The organism is Pseudomonas sp. B21-035 (genome assembly GCF_024748945.1).
Lineage (GTDB): Bacteria > Pseudomonadota > Gammaproteobacteria > Pseudomonadales > Pseudomonadaceae > Aquipseudomonas.
The window spans coordinates 2,910,650-2,928,442 of sequence record NZ_CP087179.1 but is presented as its reverse complement, the minus strand read 5'-3'; the positions used below and the strand labels follow the sequence as shown (position 1 = coordinate 2,928,442).

At 65.6% G+C, this 17,793-nt stretch carries 10 protein-coding genes; 7 read left to right on the top strand and 3 right to left on the bottom strand.

Features of this window, described 5'->3' with window-relative positions; all coding sequences use genetic code 11:
- Window positions 1–3 precede the first annotated feature (3 nt).
- On the bottom strand, window positions 4–903 hold the full coding sequence (locus LOY22_RS13280; protein WP_093382790.1) for a LysR family transcriptional regulator: 900 nt from the start codon (window positions 901–903) through the stop codon (window positions 4–6).
- Window positions 904–1,115: 212 nt separating this feature from the next.
- On the opposite strand from LOY22_RS13280, the gene moaB reads away from it, so the two are divergent.
- The gene (gene moaB / locus LOY22_RS13275) at window positions 1,116–1,655 is read left to right on the top strand and encodes a molybdenum cofactor biosynthesis protein B (protein ID WP_093387543.1); all 540 of its coding nucleotides are present in this window, start codon (window positions 1,116–1,118) and stop codon (window positions 1,653–1,655) included.
- A 38-nt stretch (window positions 1,656–1,693) separates the two neighbouring features.
- The gene (locus tag LOY22_RS13270) at window positions 1,694–2,167 is read left to right on the top strand and encodes a GNAT family N-acetyltransferase (protein WP_258597773.1); all 474 of its coding nucleotides are present in this window, start codon (window positions 1,694–1,696) and stop codon (window positions 2,165–2,167) included.
- Here the strand turns inward: LOY22_RS13270 and LOY22_RS13265 are convergent.
- The gene (locus LOY22_RS13265) at window positions 2,158–3,114 is read right to left on the bottom strand and encodes a site-specific integrase (protein ID WP_045202008.1); all 957 of its coding nucleotides are present in this window, start codon (window positions 3,112–3,114) and stop codon (window positions 2,158–2,160) included. The two genes, LOY22_RS13270 and LOY22_RS13265, sit on opposite strands and share 10 nt — an antisense overlap.
- Before the next feature lie 178 nt (window positions 3,115–3,292).
- Here LOY22_RS13265 and LOY22_RS13260 point away from each other — a divergent pair, with 178 nt between their 5' ends.
- Window positions 3,293–4,264, top strand: coding sequence for a DNA-binding protein (locus LOY22_RS13260; protein WP_093382799.1), 972 nt, complete (start codon window positions 3,293–3,295; stop codon window positions 4,262–4,264).
- On the opposite strand, the gene LOY22_RS13255 is transcribed toward LOY22_RS13260, so the two are convergent.
- A complete protein-coding gene (locus LOY22_RS13255) occupies window positions 4,249–4,770 on the bottom strand; it encodes a GNAT family N-acetyltransferase (protein ID WP_258597771.1) in 522 nt (173 codons plus the stop codon). The two genes, LOY22_RS13260 and LOY22_RS13255, sit on opposite strands and share 16 nt — an antisense overlap.
- 332 nt (window positions 4,771–5,102) lie before the next feature.
- Between LOY22_RS13255 and LOY22_RS13250 the strand changes: the two genes are divergently transcribed.
- The 4 genes from LOY22_RS13250 to LOY22_RS13235 are packed head-to-tail and all read left to right on the top strand — an operon-like array spanning window position 5,103 to window position 17,769.
- Entirely contained in the window at window positions 5,103–13,157 is an 8,055-nt protein-coding gene (locus LOY22_RS13250) for an Ig-like domain-containing protein (protein ID WP_408980950.1), read from the top strand.
- Window positions 13,157–14,431 (top strand): TolC family protein, encoded by a 1,275-nt coding sequence (locus LOY22_RS13245; protein WP_258597767.1) that lies wholly within the window; start codon window positions 13,157–13,159, stop codon window positions 14,429–14,431. The genes LOY22_RS13250 and LOY22_RS13245 overlap by 1 nt, the downstream gene beginning before the upstream one ends.
- Window positions 14,421–16,592 (top strand): type I secretion system permease/ATPase, encoded by a 2,172-nt coding sequence (locus tag LOY22_RS13240; RefSeq protein WP_258597765.1) that lies wholly within the window; start codon window positions 14,421–14,423, stop codon window positions 16,590–16,592. The genes LOY22_RS13245 and LOY22_RS13240 overlap by 11 nt, the downstream gene beginning before the upstream one ends.
- A complete protein-coding gene (locus tag LOY22_RS13235) occupies window positions 16,582–17,769 on the top strand; it encodes an HlyD family efflux transporter periplasmic adaptor subunit (RefSeq protein ID WP_093382819.1) in 1,188 nt (395 codons plus the stop codon). Before LOY22_RS13240 ends, LOY22_RS13235 begins: the two co-directional genes overlap by 11 nt.
- Window positions 17,770–17,793 lie beyond the last annotated feature (24 nt).

Here is a 17,793-nt window from a genome sequence, read left to right as displayed (position 1 = left end):
TGCTCATGCCGGTTTCAATTCACTGTCGAGCAGTGATCGAACTTCGGCAAAACACTTCTCGGCGATGGCCGAACGCGGCTCGGTACGCCGCAGCAGCAAGCCGATCGGTGCATGCACGCTGGCAGCACTGATCGGCACGATACGCAGGTGCTCGCTGAGGCCTTCGAGGCCGTAATCGAGCGGCATGATCGCGCAGCACATCCCGGCGCAAACGGCCTGGATCAACTGGTAGCTGGAGTCGCTTTCGAGCACCGCATGGGGCTGCAGGCCGCGGCTGCGAAAGCTCAGATCGACCGACTGGCGATAGTGCATGCCCTTGCTCAACAGCCCCAGCGGCACGGCGCTGACCGCTTCCCAGGGCAGTTCAGCCTGTTCGAACTGAAAATGGCGCACGTCATACAGCAGGCCCATGCGCGTGGTGCCCAGTTCGATCACTTCGAAATAGGCGCTGTTGATCTGGTCCAGGTAGCAGATACCCAGGTCCAGCTGGTTACGGCTCAGGCCATCGGTGATCTGTTCGGAGCTCAAGGACGACAGCTGGAACTGCAGCTCCGGATAGCGCTGGGCCAGGGGCTGGAGAAACTGCATGGGGTTGAAGCTCGACAGCGGCACCATGCCCAGGCGCAGGCTGCCGACGATCTGCCCGCGGCAACTGGCGGCTTCAGCCTGCAGGCCGTCATAGGCGGCCAGCAGGGTGCGAGCCCAGGCCAGGATGCGCTCGCCGGCCTCGGTAAAGCCTTCGAAACGCTGGCCACGGGTTACCAGCACCAGGTTCAGTTCGTCCTCAAGGTTACGCAGGCGCATCGACAGGGTCGGCTGGGTGATATGGCACAGCGCGGCGGCCTGGCCGAAGTGGCGGGTCTGGTCCAGGGCGAGCAGAAACTTCAGTTGTTTGATATCCATGGCGCAGCCTGGCAAGTCAGTAGGGCGGGTGGCAAAACGGTAAAGCAATGCCCCCGGGCCGTCCAATGGGCATTAGTGACCGGCTGATAGAGGCGCTTGATCAATAGACGATAGACCACCTCGATAAGCCGGTCGGATCTATCGATTGGACGCTAATGGTGTTTGCCTCTAGCGTTGGCCGCAACTTCCTGACTGCTGCCAAGGGGCTGTGCATGAGTATCAAACTGGACGCGGTGTTCGTGCCGCTGAACATCGCCGTGCTGACTGTCAGCGACACCCGCAGCTTCGACACCGACACCTCCGGCGAGCTGCTGGCCAGCCGCGCGGTGGAGATGGGCCACCGCCTGGTCGAGCGGGTGCTGCTCAAGGATGACCTGTACAAGATTCGCGCCCAGGTCGCCGGCTGGATTGCCGAGGACGACGTGCAGGTGGTGCTGATCACCGGCGGCACCGGCTTTACCGGGCGCGACAGCACCCCCGAAGCGGTGGCCTGCCTGTTCGACAAGCACATCGATGGCTTTGGCGAGTTGTTCCGCGCCTTGTCGATCCTCGATATCGGCACTTCCACCGTGCAGACCCGTGCCCTGGCCGGCCTTGCCAATGGCACCCTGGTTTGCTGCCTGCCGGGCTCTACCGGCGCCTGCCGCACTGCCTGGGAAGGTATCCTCGCCGAGCAACTGGATGCTCGCCATCGCCCGTGCAACTTCGTTGCCCACCTCAAGCCTGGCACACTGTGCAAGACGCGTAACTGATACGCCAGGCAGTCCACATAAAAGCAGGGAGCGGGTAGATGAGCGCGATTGTACTTCGCCAGGCCAGGGCCGCCGATGCGCAGGCCATTTTCAACGTGCACAAGGACTCGGTCGATTCTCAGTGTGGCGAGCATTACAGCGTCGAGCAGATTCACATGTGGCTCGATGGCCGCTCACCGGCGACTTATCTGCCGGCCATCGAGCAGGGCAACCTGTGGGTCGCGCAAGCCGGGAGCATTCTCGGCTTCGTCGAGATCGACGGCTTTGAACTCAGCAAGCTGTTTGTCTGCGGTGCGGGTGCCGGGCAGGGCATCGGTGGGCGGCTGCTGAACCTGGCGATCGAGCGCATCCGCGCGACGAAGGCCAGCAGCGTTTACCTGGAAGCCACGCGCAACGCTCAGGGCTTTTATCAAGCCAACGGCTTTGTGCCGATCGGCAACGGCACCTTCAGTCGCGGCAACAGCCGCGTGGTGATCGAGATCGTCAAGATGCAGCGCCCGCTTCAGGACTGATCCGTCAATTGCCCCGGGGCGCTGCCGTCGAGCAGCGCCAGCTCGCCAAACGACACCGACGCATCGATATAGCGCAGCGCCGACTTGGCGTCTTTCCAGCCGACATGGCTCATCAACGCCTTGAGCTCCCAGCCATTGCTGGTGGCCCAGGTGGCAAAGCCGCGGCGCAGCGAGTGCCCGGTATATAACGCTGCCGGTACGCCTGCGCGTTCGAGGATGCGCCGCAACAAGCCGATCAGGCTGTTGCTGTTGAGCGGCTGTTCGCCGAGGTTGCCCCAGCGGTCGAGTTTGCGAAACACCGGGCCGCGGGCAATGCCTGCCACTTCAAGCCATTGCAGGTAAGCCTGGACCGGGCACAACACTTTGAGTGCCGGCGCCCGATGGCGCACGCCCAGCGCCTGGCGGTCGCCCTTGCTGCGCGGCAGGTAGATCGACAGGCCGATACCCGCCTGGGCCTGGATATGCTCGACCTGCAGGCGCGCCAGTTCATCGCCGCGAAATCCGCGCCAGAACCCGATCAACAGCAAGGCCTTGTCGCGGCTGGCGCGCAACAGTGCCGGCAAATCGTGCCCGGCGCGGGCCTGAGCGGCTTCTTGCTCAAGTACGCCAACGGCAGTTTGCAGGTGCTGGATCAACAGCGGCGCCGCCTGTTTTGGTTCGGCCGGGTGCAGGGTGCGGATGCCCTTGAGCAACTGGCGCACCATCGGTGCCTTGGTCGGGTCGGGAAAGCCCTGGCTGACATGCCATTGCCCTAGCGCTGCCAGGCGCTGCTTGAGGGTGCTGATCGAGTGGCTGTGCGCATGCTCGGCCAGGTAGCGGGCGATGCTGTCGGCGGTGGCCGGCAGAAAGCCTCCCCAGCTCACTTCGAAGTGCTCGACCGCAGCCTGGTAACTGCGCCGGGTGTTATCGCGCACTGCGGCCTGCAGGTAGCGCTCGATCGTGTTCATTGCCTCGTTCCCGCCAGGCGTACCGCTCTGGGCACATTTACCTGCCATTCTAGCGCCTCACATGCGATAAGCCGTGATTATTTTATCTCAGGACTTGATTGTTTGAGCGTGAAGAAGATCAATAGGATAGTATGTAAATACATGGTACGTATCACAGTACGAAATAGTAGGAGCTGACATGGCCCGTGGCGGTATCAACAAGGCGTTAGTGCACAAGGCGCGGCAGGCGCTGCTGGCCCGGGGCGAGCATCCGAGTATCGATGCCGTACGTATCGAGCTGGGTAATACCGGCTCGAAAACCACCATTCATCGTTACCTCAAAGAGCTGGAAAGCCTGCAACCGGCGGCACCCGCCAGCACGGCAAACCTCAGCGATGCGCTGGCGGCAGTGGTCGAGCAACTGGCCGCGCAGCTGCAGGAGGAGGCTGAGGCGCGTATCGACCTTGCCCGTAGTGCCTTTGAACAAGAGCGCCAGACCCTGCTGGCGCAGGTGCAGATCAGCCAGCAGGCGCAGGCCGCCTTGCAACAGCAATATGAAATCCAGGCGGCGGCGCTGGCCAGCGAGTCAGAGGCCCTGGCCACCGCCCGCACCAGCTTGCAAAGCGAGCAGACCCGCAACGCCACCCTCAACCAGGCGGTGGGCGAACTGAACCTGCGCCTGGCCGATAAGGACGAGCAGGTCCGCTCGCTGGAAGACAAGCACCAGCACGCCCGCGATGCCCTTGAGCATTACCGCAACGCCAGCCGCGAACAGCGCGACCAGGATCAACGCCGGCACGAGGCGCAGGTACAGTTGCTGCAGGTGGAAGTGCGCCAGTTGCAGCAGAGCCTGATCGTCAAGCAAGACGAACTGACCCGCCTTAACCGCGACAACGAAGGCCTGCTGGTGCAGGTTCGCACCCTCAAGGAAGCCCAGCGCGGCCTCAAGACCCAGGGCGATCGCCAGCAGGCGAAAATTCACGGCCTGGAGGTCAAGCTTGCGCAGCTCAGCGGTTCACGCGATGAGCTGGAGAAGCAGAACCAGGACCTGGCCTTGAGCCTGGCCGAACGGGTGTCGGAATTGCGCCGCCAGCTGCAGCTGATCGGCAAGCAGGAAGCACAGTTGCGCCAGGCCGAGCGTGCCCGCGAACAGCCTCAGGACAACGGCTGAAGTTTCATGCGCATGGCGCAGCGGCCGATCAGTCCCTGCAGTTGTTCGCGGTTCAACTGTTGGCGCAAAGCCTGGCTCAGTTGCTGTTCAGCGAGTGTCTCGAAGCCCAGGCGGGCATAGAAGGGCGCGTTCCAGGGAACGCAGGCAAAGGTGGTCAGGCTCAGGGCTTCGAAGCCGTGTTCGCGGGCCCAGTCACCGGCGGCGCCGATCAACCGGCGGCCATGGCCCTGACCTTGCGCAGATTGCGCAACCGAGAGTTCATGAATGAACAGGTCGCGGCCTGCGGGTTGCGCGCAGAGGAACCCCTGCGGCACGTCGTCGGCGTCGGCCAGCACCCACTCATGGCCCTGGTCGATGAACTGGCGGTGCTCGTCGCTGCTCATCACCGGCCCCGTGGCAATCCACTCAAGACCTGGCTGATCGGCAAAAACCCGGGCGGCAGAACGTTCGACGGCGGGTAGCAGTTGCGCGTCTTCGACGCGGGCAAGGCGCAGGGTAACTGACATGGCGAAGGCTATTGAAGGTGGCTTTGCAGTGTCGTCAATCGCCGTTTTTTTCGCAACTGCAAGGGCGCTGCAAGCCTTTTGGACTAACGCCAAAAACGTTTAAGTGCGCTTAGGTATTAAGCCTAAAGCCAGAATCGTTTTTTTTCCCAGAACTGCTATTTCTTCAGGCAGCAGTGTGACCCCTTCGGTCATCTATGGGCAAAAGGACTGTCTAGCATGTCGATCCAGGCGCAGGTTTCCCCCTCAATCAAAATGTCTCGTCCGCCGCTGTCACTGAAATCCCTACCAACGGCATCCTCAAACTTACCGAAAGCAGCGAAATCGCCCTCGACATCGATCCCGAGGCGGTTGCCAGCTATTCGAAAAGCGATGCCGACCTGGTGGTGCAGCTCAAGAACGGCGAGAGCGTCCGTATTGCCAATTTCTATGCCGAAGGCCAGCCACCCAGTGAGCTGTTCCTGGTCCATGAAGGCAAGCTGGTGGCGGTTAGCCTGCCGCCGGTTGCCGCAGAGGGCATCCTGGCGGCCACCTATGTCGCCCAGGAAAGCGCTGCAGGCTTTGACTCGCTGACCGCTGCCGGGGGCGCCGGTGCCGGTGCGACCGCAGGCGGCCTGGGGGTAGGGGGGATGCTGCTGGCGGGCGCGGCGGTGATTGGTGCGGGCGTTGCGGTGTCGAACAGTGGCGGTGGCGGCGGCGGTGGTGGCGGCGGCAGTGAAACCCCACCGGTGGATACCACCGCGCCGGGTGCAGCGACGGGGTTGCAGGTGGCCACCGATGGCAGTTCGGTGAGCGGCAAGGCCGAGCCGGGCGCTACCGTCGGCATCGACACTAACGGCGACGGCAAGCCTGATGCAACCGTGGTGGTCGGCGCCGATGGCAGCTTCCAGGTACCGTTGAACCCGCCACTGACCAACGGTGAAACGGTGACCGTGGTGGTCACCGACCCGTCCGGCAACAGCAGCCCGCCGACCCAGATCACCGCACCGGACACCACCGCACCGGCGCCGGCAAGCGATCTGCAAGTCTCCCCCGATGGTACCCTGGTCAGTGGCAAGGGTGAGCCGGGAGCCACGGCGGGCATCGACACCGATGGCGACGGCCATCCCGACATCACGGTGATCATCGGCCCTGACGGCAGCTTCCAGGTGCCGCTTAACCCACCGCTGAGCAATGGCCAGACGGTGACCGTGGTGATCACCGACCCGGCCGGCAACAGCAGCCCGCCAGCCCAGGCCAGCGCACCGGACACCACCGCCCCGGCGGCGCCCACGGATGTCGAAGTGGCGCCCGACGGCAGCAGCGTCAGCGGCAATGGCGAGCCCGGTGCCAGCGTTGGTGTCGACACCAATGGCGATGGCCAGCCGGATGTCACGGCGGTGATCGGCAGCGATGGCAGCTTCCAGGTGCCGCTTGATCCACCGCTGACCGATGGCCAGACCGTCACCGTGGTGGTCACTGACCCTGCCGGCAACAGCAGCCCGGGCGTCAACGTCCAGGCCCCCGATTACCCGGATGCACCCCAGGTCAATGCCAGCAATGGCAGCGAGCTGTCGGGTACTGCCGAGCCCGGCGTAACCCTGGTGATCACCGACGGTAATGGCAACCCGATCGGCCAGACGGTCGCCGACGGCAATGGCAACTGGAGCTTTACGCCAGGCACGGCGCTGGCCGATGGCACCGTGGTCACTGTGGTGGCCCAGGATGCCAGCGGCCACAGCAGCCCGCCGGCGTCGATCACCGTCGACGGCGTGGCGCCGGCTGCGCCGCAGATCAACCCGAGCAACGGTAGCGAGATCAGCGGTAGCGCCGAAGCCGGGGCGACCATCACCCTGACCGACGGCAGCGGCAACCCGATCGGCCAGGCCACTGCCGATGCCAACGGCAACTGGAGTTTTACCCCGGCCACGCCGTTGCCCGATGGCACCGTGATCAATGCCGTGGCCCAGGACGCCGCCGGCAACAGCAGCGGCCCGGCCAGCGTCACTGTCGATGCAGTCGCGCCACTGGCGCCGACCATCAATCCGAGCAATGGCAGCAGCCTCAGTGGCACCGCCGAAGCCAACAGCAAGGTGATCATCAGCGATGGCAACGGCAACCCGATTGCCGAGGTGACCGCCGATGGCAGCGGTAACTGGAGTTACACCCCGGGCACGCCAATCGCCGATGGCACGGTAATCAATGTGCTCGCCCAGGACGCGGCAGGTAACAGTAGCCCGCCGGCGAGCGTAAGCGTCGACAGCTCGGCACCTGCGGCGCCGGTACTCAACCCGAGCAATGGTAGCGTCATCAGCGGCACCGCCGAAGCCGGCGCCACGGTGCTGCTCAAGGATGGCAGCGGCAACCCGATCGGCCAGGTCACGGCCGACGGCAGCGGCAACTGGAGCTTCACCCCGGGCAGCCCGTTGCCCAACGGTACGGTAGTGGTGGCCACGGCCACCGACCCGACCGGCAACACCGGTGCTCCAGCGGCGACCACGGTAGACAGCGTCGCTCCGGGCGCGCCGCTACTCAACCCGAGCAATGGCAGCGTCATCAGTGGTACCGCCGAAGCCGGCGCCACCGTCACCCTGACCGATGGCAGCGGCAACCCGATTGGCCAGGTGACCGCCGACGGCAGCGGCAACTGGAGCTTTACCCCGGGCAGCCCGCTGCCCAACGGCACCGTGGTCAATGCGGTGGCCACCGACCCGGCCGGTAACACCGGCGCACCGGCTTCTGCCGTAGTGGATGCCGTCGCGCCGCCGGCCCCGACGGTCAACCTGAGCAACGGCAACAGCCTGAGCGGCACCGCCGAAGCCAACAGCAAAGTCATTCTCACCGACGGCAGCGGCAACCCGATCGCCGAAGTCTTTGCCGACGGCAGCGGCAACTGGACCTACACCCCGGGTTCGGCGCTGGCCGATGGCACCGTGGTCAACGTTGTCGCCCAGGATGCTGCCGGCAACCTCAGCGCACCGGCCAGCGTCACCGTCGACAGCTCGGCGCCTGCGGCCCCGGTCATCAACCCGAGCAATGGCGCCACCATCAGCGGCACCGCCGAAGCCGGTGCCACGGTTGTCCTCAAGGATGGCAGCGGCAACCCGATTGGCCAGGTGACCGCCGATGGCAGCGGCAACTGGAGCTTCACCCCGGGCAGCCCGCTGGCCAACGGTACCGTGGTGATTGCCACCGCCACCGATCCGACTGGCAACACGGGCCTGCAGGCCGCCACCACCGTGGACAGCGTTGCCCCGGACGCACCGGTCATCAATCCGAGCAATGGCAGCACCATCAGCGGCACTGCCGAAGCGGGGGCCAGGATCATCATCACCGATGGTGGTGGCAATCCGATCGGCCAGACCACCGCCGACGGCAGCGGCAACTGGACGTTCACGCCTGCTGCGCCATTGGTCAACGGCGTGGTGATCAATGCCGTGGCCCAGGACCCGGCCGGCAATACCAGCGGCCCGGGCACCACCACGGTGGATGCCGTGCCGCCGCCAGCGCCGGCGGTCAACCCAAGCAACGGTAATACCCTCAACGGCACCGCCGAGGCCAACAGCACCGTTACCCTGACCGACGGCAGCGGCAACCCGATCGGCCAGACCACCGCCGATGGCAGCGGCAACTGGACGTTCACCCCCGGTGCGCAACTGCCCAACGGCACCGTGGTCAATGTCACCGCCACCGACGCGGCCGGCAACACCGGCGCGCCCGCTAGCACTATCGTGGATACCTCGTTGCCGTCGATCCCGCAGATCGACCCCAGCAACGGTTCGGTCATCAGCGGCAGCGCCGATGCCGGCAACACCCTCATCATCACCGACGGCAACGGCAACCCGATCGGCCAGGTGACGGCCGACGGCAGCGGCAACTGGAGCTTCACCCCCGGTGTGCCGCTGCCGGACGGCACCGTGATCAATGTCGTGGCGCGCAACCCCAGCGGGGTCGACAGTGCGGCGGCGGTTGCCACGATTGATGGCGTTGCGCCCGCGGCGCCGCTGGTCGAGCCGAGCAACGGCGCCGAGATCAGCGGTACTGCCGAAGCCGGCGCGACCATCCTGCTCACCGATGGCGGCGGCAACCCGATTGGCCAGACCAGCGCCGATGGCAGTGGCAACTGGAGCTTCACCCCGGCCAGCCCGTTGCCCAACGGCACGGTGATCAACGCCGTGGCCCAGGATGCTGCCGGCAACAGCAGTGGCCCGGGCAGCACCACGGTGGATGCCGGGGCGCCTGCCGCGCCGGTGATCAACCCGAGCAATGGCGCGGTCATCAGCGGTACCGCCGAAATTGGCGCCAAGGTCATCCTTACCGATGGCAGCGGCAATCCGATTGGCCAGGTAACGGCCGACGGCAGCGGCAACTGGACGTTCACCCCAGGCAGCCCCTTGCCCAATGGCACGGTAATCAATGCCGTGGCCCAGGACGCGGCCGGCAACACCAGCAGCCCGGTCAGCACTACCATTGACGCGGTGGCCCCGGCTGCGCCGGTGATCGACCCGAGTAACGGCGCGGTCATCGTCGGCACTGCTGAAGCCGGTGCCAAGGTTATCCTCACCGACGGCAGCGGCAACCCGATTGGCCAGGTGACGGCCGATGGCAGCGGCAACTGGAGCTACACCCCGGGCTCGCCACTTGCCAACGGCACGGTGGTCAATGCCGTAGCCCAGGACGCTGCCGGCAACACCAGTCTGCAAGGCAGCACCACGGTCGACGCCGTGGCCCCCGGCGCACCGGTCGTCAACCCGAGCAATGGTGCAGTCATCAGCGGAACCGCCGAGGCGGGTGCCACGGTCATCCTTACTGACGGCGGCGGCAACCCGATTGGCCAGGTTACAGCCGATGGCAGTGGTAGCTGGAGCTTCACCCCGGCCAGCCCGCTGCCCAATGGCACTGTGGTCAATGCCGTGGCCCAGGATGCTGCCGGCAACAGCAGTGGCCCGGGCAGTACCACGGTGGATGCCGTGGCGCCTGCGGTGCCGGTGGTCAACGTCAGTAACGGCGTGGTCATCAGCGGCAGCGCCGAAATCGGCGCCAAGGTCGTTCTGACCGATGGCAGTGGCAACCCGATTGGTGAAACCACCGCCGATGGCAGCGGTAACTGGAGCTTCGTGCCAGGCACGCCGCTGCCCGATGGCACCGTGGTCAACGCCGTGGCCGAGGACGCCGCAGGCAACAGCAGCGGCCCGGCCAGCACCACGGTGGATGCCGTGGCACCGGCAACACCGGTGATCAATGCCAGCAACGGGGCAGTTGTTGTCGGTACTGCCGAAGCCAATGCCACGGTGATCCTCACCGATGGCAGCGGCAACCCGATCGGTCAGACCAGCGCCGATGGCAGCGGCAACTGGAGCTACACACCACTGCCGCCGTTGGCCAATGGCACGGTGGTCAACGCCGTCGCCCAGGACGCCGCCGGCAACAACAGCGGCCCGGCCAGTACGGTGGTTGATGCCGTGGCGCCCGGCGCGCCGGTGGTCAATCCGAGCAATGGTACAGCGATCAGCGGCACCGCCGAAGCGGGTGCCAAGGTCATCCTTACCGACGGCAGCGGCAGCCCGATTGGTCAAACCACTGCCGATGGCAGTGGTAACTGGAGCTTCACCCCGGCCAGCCCGTTGCCCAATGGCACCGTGGTCAATGCCGTGGCCCAGGACGCTGCCGGCAACGGCAGCGGCCCGGCCAGCACCACGGTGGATGCCGTGGCGCCTGCCGCGCCGGTGATCAACCCGAGCAATGGTGCGGTGATCACCGGCACCGCGGAAATCGGCGCCAAGGTCATTCTTACCGATGGCAGCGGCAATCCGATTGGTCAAACCACCGCTGATGGCAGCGGCAACTGGAGCTTTGTTCCGGGCTCGCCATTGGCCAATGGGACGGTAATCAATGCCGTGGCCCAGGATGCTGCCGGCAACAATAGCGGCCCGGTCAGTACCACGGTTGACGCCGTGGCGCCGGCCGCACCGGTAATCGAGCCGAGCAACGGCGCGATCATTGTCGGTACCGCCGAAGCCGGCGCCAAGGTCATTCTCACCGACGGCAGCGGCAACCCGATCGGTCAAACCACTGCTGATGGCAGCGGCAACTGGAGCTTCACCCCAGGCGTGCCACTTGCCAACGGCACCGTGATCAATGCGCTGGCCCAGGATGCCGCTGGCAACAGCAGCGGGCCGGTCAGCACTACCATTGACGCGGTGGCGCCTGGCGCACCGGTGATCAACCCGAGCAATGGCGCGATCATCAGCGGTACCGCCGAGATCGGTACCAAGGTCATCCTTACTGACGGCAGCGGCAACCCGATCGGTCAAACCACTGCTGATGGCAGCGGCAACTGGAGCTTCACCCCCGGCGCGCCACTTGCCAACGGCGCGGTGGTCAATGCCGTGGCCCAGGACGCCGCCGGCAACAACAGCGGCCCGGCTAGCACCACAGTGGATTCCGTGGCGCCTGCCGCACCGGTGATCAACCCGAGCAACGGCGCGGTCATCAGCGGTACTGCCGAAATCGGCGCCAAGGTCATCCTTACCGATGGCAGCGGCAACCCGATTGGTGAGACCACCGCCGATGGCAGCGGCAACTGGAGCTTCACCCCGGCCAGCCCGCTGGCCAACGGCACCGTGGTCAATGCCGTGGCCGAGGACGCCGCCGGCAATGACAGCGGGCCGGCAACCACTACGGTCGACAGCGTGGCACCGGGCGCGCCGGTGCTGAGCATCAGTGCCGACGGCGCGTTGCTCACCGGTACCGCCGAGGCCAACAGCCAGGTGCGCATCGTGGTCAACGGCGACAGCGCCAACCCGATCACGGTCAACGTCGATGGCAGCGGCAACTTCAGCCTGCCGTTCGCACCACCACTGATTACCGGCGAGCTGCTGTCGGCGGTGGCGGTGGATGCGGCCGGCAACGTCAGCGGCCCGGGCAGCGTCATTGCCCCGGACCTGGCGCCGCCAACCATCAGCGTGCCGGAAGCCGCCGATACCTGGATCAACGCCGCCGAAATCAGCGATGGCATCCAGGTCAACGTGAGCGTGCGGCCGACCATGCAGGCCGGCCAGGTGGTCACCGTCAAGTTCGCCGGCCAGAACGGCTATGAAGCCGAGGTCAGCCATACCCTGACGGCCGGTGATATCAGCGCTGGCAGCGTGACCCTGACCCTGACCCCGCCAGGCGGACAGGGGCCGTTCCCGCAGGGCGCCTCGACCGTCACTGCCGACATCAACGGCGGCGCCGCCTCGACGCCGGCACCGTTCACCATCGACACCGTGCCGCCGGCCACCCCGGTGCTGTCGCTGGTCGGCAACCTGCTGACCATCTCTGCCGAACCTGGCACTGAGCTGACCGTCAACCTGACCGTCGGCGGGGTAGTCGCCACGGTAACGGTAACCGCCGACAACAGCGGGCTGGCGTCGCTGAACCTGCTCACTGACCTTGACATCGACTTCAGCTGGGACCAACTGCTCAGTGCCCAGGTCTCGGTGGTCGGCCGCGACCCGGCCGGCAACCCGAGCAACGTCGCCAGCATCGGCATTGGCGCCAGCATCGAACAGCCGGTGACCATCGGCGGCTTCGGGGTTGATGTCAGCCTCAACCCGCTGAACCCCAGGTTTGGCTTCAGCGGTACCACCGAGGCCGGTTCCAGCCTGGTGATTCGCGTCATCACCCCGGTGCTGAACGTCGAACTGCTGCCAATCAACGCCGATGGCACTGGGCACTTTGCTCTGAATCTGCTGAGCCCGAGCGTCCTCACCCAGTTGGGGCTGAACATTACCGACATCCTCAACCTTGGCTCGCAGATCTCCTTCAACGTTGTCTCAACCGATGGTCAGGGCAACGACAGCGCCGCCTATGGCATCACCCTGGTGCCCAACGGCCTGTCGCTGAACATTGGCCAGATCGACGTCAACGGCACCGCCGGCGACGACGTGATGGCGGGGGCCAACGGCAGCTCCGAGCATATCAATGGCGGGGCCGGCAGCGACCTGATCTTCAACGTCGGCACCGGCGATCATGTGGTGGCGGGTGACGGCAACGACACCATCCAGATCACCGCCACCAACTTTGTCAGCATCGACGGCGGGGCGGGCTTCGATACCCTGTTGTTCGCCAACGGCATCGACCTGGACTACAACTCGGTGGGGGTCGGCACGCTGAGCAATATCGAGCGTATCGACCTGGGCAAGGGCGATTCGGGCAGCGTGCTGACCCTGACCGCAGCGGAGGTCAACGCCATTACCGATGCCAACAACACCCTGCAGATCACCGGTGAAAGCAACGACACCCTGAACGTGGTCGGGGCGGTGAACACCGGGACCAGCCAGGCGATCAACGGCGTCAACTACGACGTCTACACCTTTGGCGCCAACATCTTGCTGGTCGAGGACAATACGGTTCAGGTTGTCGTGTGATGGCAGCGCGCATGCAGTACGCGCGCAAGGGACGGCGGCAAGCGCAAGTGGCTCTGTGGCTGCTGGCGCTGGGCCTGCCGATGGTTGCGCCAGCCATGCCACTGGACCAGGCGGTCCGGGCAGGGCTGGCGATTCACCCTGAGGTGCGCTCGGCGATGGCCGAAGCCGATCGCGCCGGAACAGAAGTGGAGATTGCCAAAGGCGGCTACTACCCGTCGGTGTCGGTGTCTGGCGGGCCGCAGGAGTTCGATTTTGGCGACGTGGTCTACGACCTGACCGCCTCGCAGATGCTCTATGACTGGGGCCGGGTCAACAGCAAGGTCGACAGCGCCAGCGCCACCCAGCGCAAACTGTCGGAGGCGTTACTGGTGGCCCGCGACGATGCCGCGCTGGATATCGTCGAGACCTACCTGGATGTACTGGCGGCCGAGCGCCGGGTCGAGGCGGTGCGCGAGCACCTGCAGCGCCTCGGTGGCATCCGCCAGATGACCGAAGACCGTGGCGGCGACGGCTATGCCGACCGCAGCGAGCTGGACCGCGCCAACCTTGAACTGGCACGGGCCCAGGAGCAACTGGCGCTGGAGAAGGGCAACCTGCAGGATGCCCGCAACCAGTACGCCCTCCTGGTTGGCCAGGAACCCGATGCCCTCAGCGACCCCGAGCCGCTGTCGCTCAAGCGCTACCTGGCCTCAAGCGACCTGACCCGGGTGATCCACGACGCGCCCTTGCAACGCAAGGCGCTGGAAGACGCCAACGTTGCCGAAGCCCAGGTTCGCGAGGCCAAGGCGTCGTTGCTGCCGCAACTGAATATCGAAGCCACAGCCTTGCGCCGGGAAGTCGGCGGGCATCCGGAAAGCGACTCGGTGGTGGCCCTGCGCTTGCGCATGGACACCTTCCAGGGCCTGTCCAACTTCCGCCGCCCGACCGCCGCGCAGCAACGCCTGGAGTCGGCGCGCTTTACCGCCGATGCCATGCAGCGCGACATCCGCCGCCAATTGCAGACCTTGTTCGACAACAGCGAAACCCTGGGTTGGCGGGAGAAGTCGCTGCAGCAGCAGGTCACCGAGTCGGCGCAGGTCAGCGAGCTGTACCGCGAGCAGTTCGAGGTGGGCCGGCGCGATGTGATCGACCTGCTCAACGTCCAGCGTGAACGCTTCGAGGCCGAGCGGCAACTGATCAACCTGCACATCGAACGCAAACGCATCGAGTACCGGGCGGCCGCACAGGTCGGCTTGTTGGGCCCACTGGTGGAGAATCGCTTGAATGGAAGCTGACAACAGGATTGCCGACAACGTCGTGGTGCTCAACCACGACCCTCTCAACGATCCGCTGCGCGAGGGCTTGCTGTTGCTGTGCCGGCAATTGGGGCGGCCGCTGGGCGATGCCGAGCTGGTCGACGGCTTGCCGTTGGAGTACGGCCGCCTGCCGCTGCGCATGGTCGCCCGGGCTTTGCGCCGCGCCGATATCACCGCGCGGGTCGATCAACTGCCGCTGGCGCAGATGGACAACTACCTGCTGCCCGCGCTGTTGCTGCTCAACGACGGGCGCAGCCTGGTGCTGGTCAAGCTCGACGCTGAGCACGCTCAGGTGCTGGTACCGCAGAGCGATGGCGGCGGCGAGCGTTTGCCCCTGGCTGAACTGGGGGCGCTGTACAGCGGCACGGCGGTGTTCGCCAAGTGCCGGTTTCGCGCCGACGAGCGGGTAGGGGATTACGCCAGGGCGGTGCCCGAGCACTGGTTTTTCGGCCCGCTGAAAAAGCTCTGGCGTTCTTACGCCGAAGTGGCCGCCGCCGCCCTGGTGGCCAACGTCCTGGCGATTGCCTCGGCGCTGTTCGCCATGCAGGTATATGACCGCGTGGTGCCCAACGCCGCCTTCGACACCCTGTGGATTCTGGCCAGCGGCGTGGCCCTGGCGATTGTCCTCGACGGCGTGCTGCGGATCATGCGCGGGCATTTGCTCAACGTGCTGGGCAAGCGCCTCGACCTGCAGCTCTCCAGCCTGTTGTTCTCGCGGGTGCTGAGCACGCGGATCGCCGCCAAGCCTGCGTCCATGGGCGCCTTCAGCACCCAGGTGCGCGAGTTCGAGTCGGTGCGCGAGTTCTTTACCTCATCCAGCGCCGCGCTGATCAGCGACTTGCCGTTCGTGCTGATCTTTTTGTTGATCATTGCCCTGATCGGCGGCCAGGTGGTCTGGGTTCCGATCGTCGCCTGTGTGCTGATGGTACTGCCGGGGCTGCTGACCCAGCGCCTGCTGGGTAATCTGTCGCGGCAGAACCTGCGCGAAGGGGCGATGAAAAACGGCGTGCTGCTGGAAGCCTTCGAGCACCTGGAAACGGTCAAGGCCACCCGCGCCGAAGGCCGTTGCCTGCAGCAGTGGGAAACCCTGACCGGCGAGCTTTCAAGCACGGCAATGAAAACCCACGCCCTGGCCTCGAGCCTGAGCTACGCCTCGAGCATCGTCCAGCAATTGTGCTATGTCGGCGTGGTGGTGTTCGGTGTCTACCGCATCAGCGAAGGGGCGATGACCGTCGGTGCCCTGGTGGCCTGTTCGATCCTCGCCTCGCGAGCCATCGCGCCGCTGTCCCAGGCGGCTGGCATTCTCGGGCGCTGGCAGCACACCAAGGTGGCCATGGAAGGCCTCGACCAGTTGATGGCCGCCGAGCAGGAGCGGCCCCAGGGCAAGCGCTTCGTGCACAAGCCGCACCTGCACGGGCACTTTCGCCTTGAAGGCGTGCGCCTGAGCCACGGTGACAGCCCACCGGTGGTGGACATTCAGGCACTGACCATCCAGGCCGGCGAGCGGGTAGCGCTGCTGGGCGGCAACGGCGCCGGCAAGTCGACCCTGCTGCGCCTGCTCAGCGGCTTGCTCGATGCCCAGGCCGGGCGCCTGCTGCTCGATGACGTCGCCCTCAGCCAGATCGACCCGGCCGACCGCCAGCGCGGTATTGGCTACCTGCCCCAGGAGGTGGCGTTGTTCCAGGGCAGCCTGCGCGACAACCTCAACCTCGAAAGCGCCGCCCTGAGCGATGACGAACTGCTGGAAACCCTCGACGGCGTCGGCCTCGGCGCTTTCGTGCGCAGCCATTCGCTGGGCCTGGACATGCCGCTGCAGGGCAACGCCAGTTTGTCTGGCGGCCAGCGCCAGGCCGTGGGCCTGGCCCGGGTACTGCTGCAGGACCCGCCAATACTGCTGCTCGACGAACCCACCGCAGCCTTCGACCAGAGCAGCGAAAAACAGGTGATCGACTACCTGCAGCAATGGCTGGGCAAACGCACCCTGATCATCACCACGCACAAAAAAAGCATGCTTGCCCTGGTCGAGCGTGCGGTGGTGCTGCGCCAGGGCCGGGTGATCATGGATGGGCCGCTGGACCAGGTGGTGCAGGGCAGTCAGGTACAGGCCCCACAGGCCGCAGGAGGTGCACATGGACTCTGAGCGCAAGGCGGCGAAACTGCGCCGCGAGCTGGCCGACCCGCTGCTGGCGGTGACCCACCCGGTGTACCGGCCGCTGTTGTGGCTGTTGCTGGCCTGCATCCTCATCGCTATCGCCTGGGCGGCCTGGGCCGAGCTCGACGAGGTCACCCGTGGCGATGGTCGGGTGGTGCCGTACAGCCGCATCCAGAAGATCCAGAGCCTGGAAGGCGGCATCCTCGACCGCCTGCTGGTCAAGGAGGGCGACCTGGTGGAGGTTGGCCAGCCGCTGGTGCGCCTGGATGAAACGCGCTTTCTGACCAACGTCCAGGAGTCGACCAACCAGGCCGACGGCCTGCGCGCGGCGATCGCCCGTCTGGATGCCGAGGTGCTGGGCAAGGAACGCATCGAGTTCGGCCCCGGGGTCGACCCCGACAGCCCGTTGGCGCGCTCCGAGCGCGAGCTGTTCAAGTCGCGGCGCGGCAAGTTGCTGGAAAACACCCGCTCGATCCAGGCGCAGATCCGCCTGGCCCAGAGCCAGCTCGACCTGGTGCGCCCGCTGGTGGCCAAGCGCGCGGTCAGCCAGATGGAGGCATTGAAACTCAGCCAGGACATCGCCACCCTCAACGGCAAGCTCACCGAGCTGAAGAACACCTACTTCCAGGACGCCTACACCGAGCGCTCGCAGCGCAAGGCCGACCTCAGCGCCCTGGAGCCGATCATCCAGCAACGCCAGGACCAGTTGCGCCGCACCGAGATCCTGTCGCCGGTGCGCGGGCGGGTCAACACCGTGCTGATCAACACCCGCGGCGGGGTGATCCAGCCGGGCGAGGCGATCATGGAGGTGATCCCGGTAGAAGAGCGCCTGCTGGTCGAGGCGCGAATCAAGCCGCGGGACGTGGCCTTCCTGGTGCCGGGCATGCCGGCCAAGGTCAAGATCACCGCCTACGACTTCTCCATCTATGGCGACCTCAAGGGCACCCTGGAGCAGATCAGCGCCGACACCATCGAGGAAGACACCCCGCGCGGCAAAGAGTCGTACTACCAGGTGCTGATCAAAACCGACGGCAGCCAGCTGAAGAAGGGCGATGAGGTGCTGCCGATCATCCCCGGCATGGTTGCCGAGGTGGATATCCTCAGCGGCAAGCGCACAGTGCTCAATTATCTGATCAGGCCGCTGGTCAAAGCGCGCCTTTACTAGGCTCTGTATGAAAACCTTTGAAAT

What these genes read in the sequence shown, in the direction of transcription:
- LOY22_RS13280 (WP_093382790.1), bottom strand. Translation starts at nt 903, where the DNA reads ATGGATATCAAACAACTGAAGTTTCTGCTCGCCCTGGACCAGACCCGC.
- LOY22_RS13260 (WP_093382799.1), top strand. Translation starts at nt 3,293, where the DNA reads ATGGCCCGTGGCGGTATCAACAAGGCGTTAGTGCACAAGGCGCGGCAG.
- moaB (WP_093387543.1), top strand. Translation starts at nt 1,116, where the DNA reads ATGAGTATCAAACTGGACGCGGTGTTCGTGCCGCTGAACATCGCCGTG.
- LOY22_RS13270 (WP_258597773.1), top strand. Translation starts at nt 1,694, where the DNA reads ATGAGCGCGATTGTACTTCGCCAGGCCAGGGCCGCCGATGCGCAGGCC.
- LOY22_RS13265 (WP_045202008.1), bottom strand. Translation starts at nt 3,114, where the DNA reads ATGAACACGATCGAGCGCTACCTGCAGGCCGCAGTGCGCGATAACACC.
- LOY22_RS13245 (WP_258597767.1), top strand. Translation starts at nt 13,157, where the DNA reads ATGGCAGCGCGCATGCAGTACGCGCGCAAGGGACGGCGGCAAGCGCAA.
- LOY22_RS13240 (WP_258597765.1), top strand. Translation starts at nt 14,421, where the DNA reads ATGGAAGCTGACAACAGGATTGCCGACAACGTCGTGGTGCTCAACCAC.
- LOY22_RS13235 (WP_093382819.1), top strand. Translation starts at nt 16,582, where the DNA reads ATGGACTCTGAGCGCAAGGCGGCGAAACTGCGCCGCGAGCTGGCCGAC.
- LOY22_RS13255 (WP_258597771.1), bottom strand. Translation starts at nt 4,770, where the DNA reads ATGTCAGTTACCCTGCGCCTTGCCCGCGTCGAAGACGCGCAACTGCTA.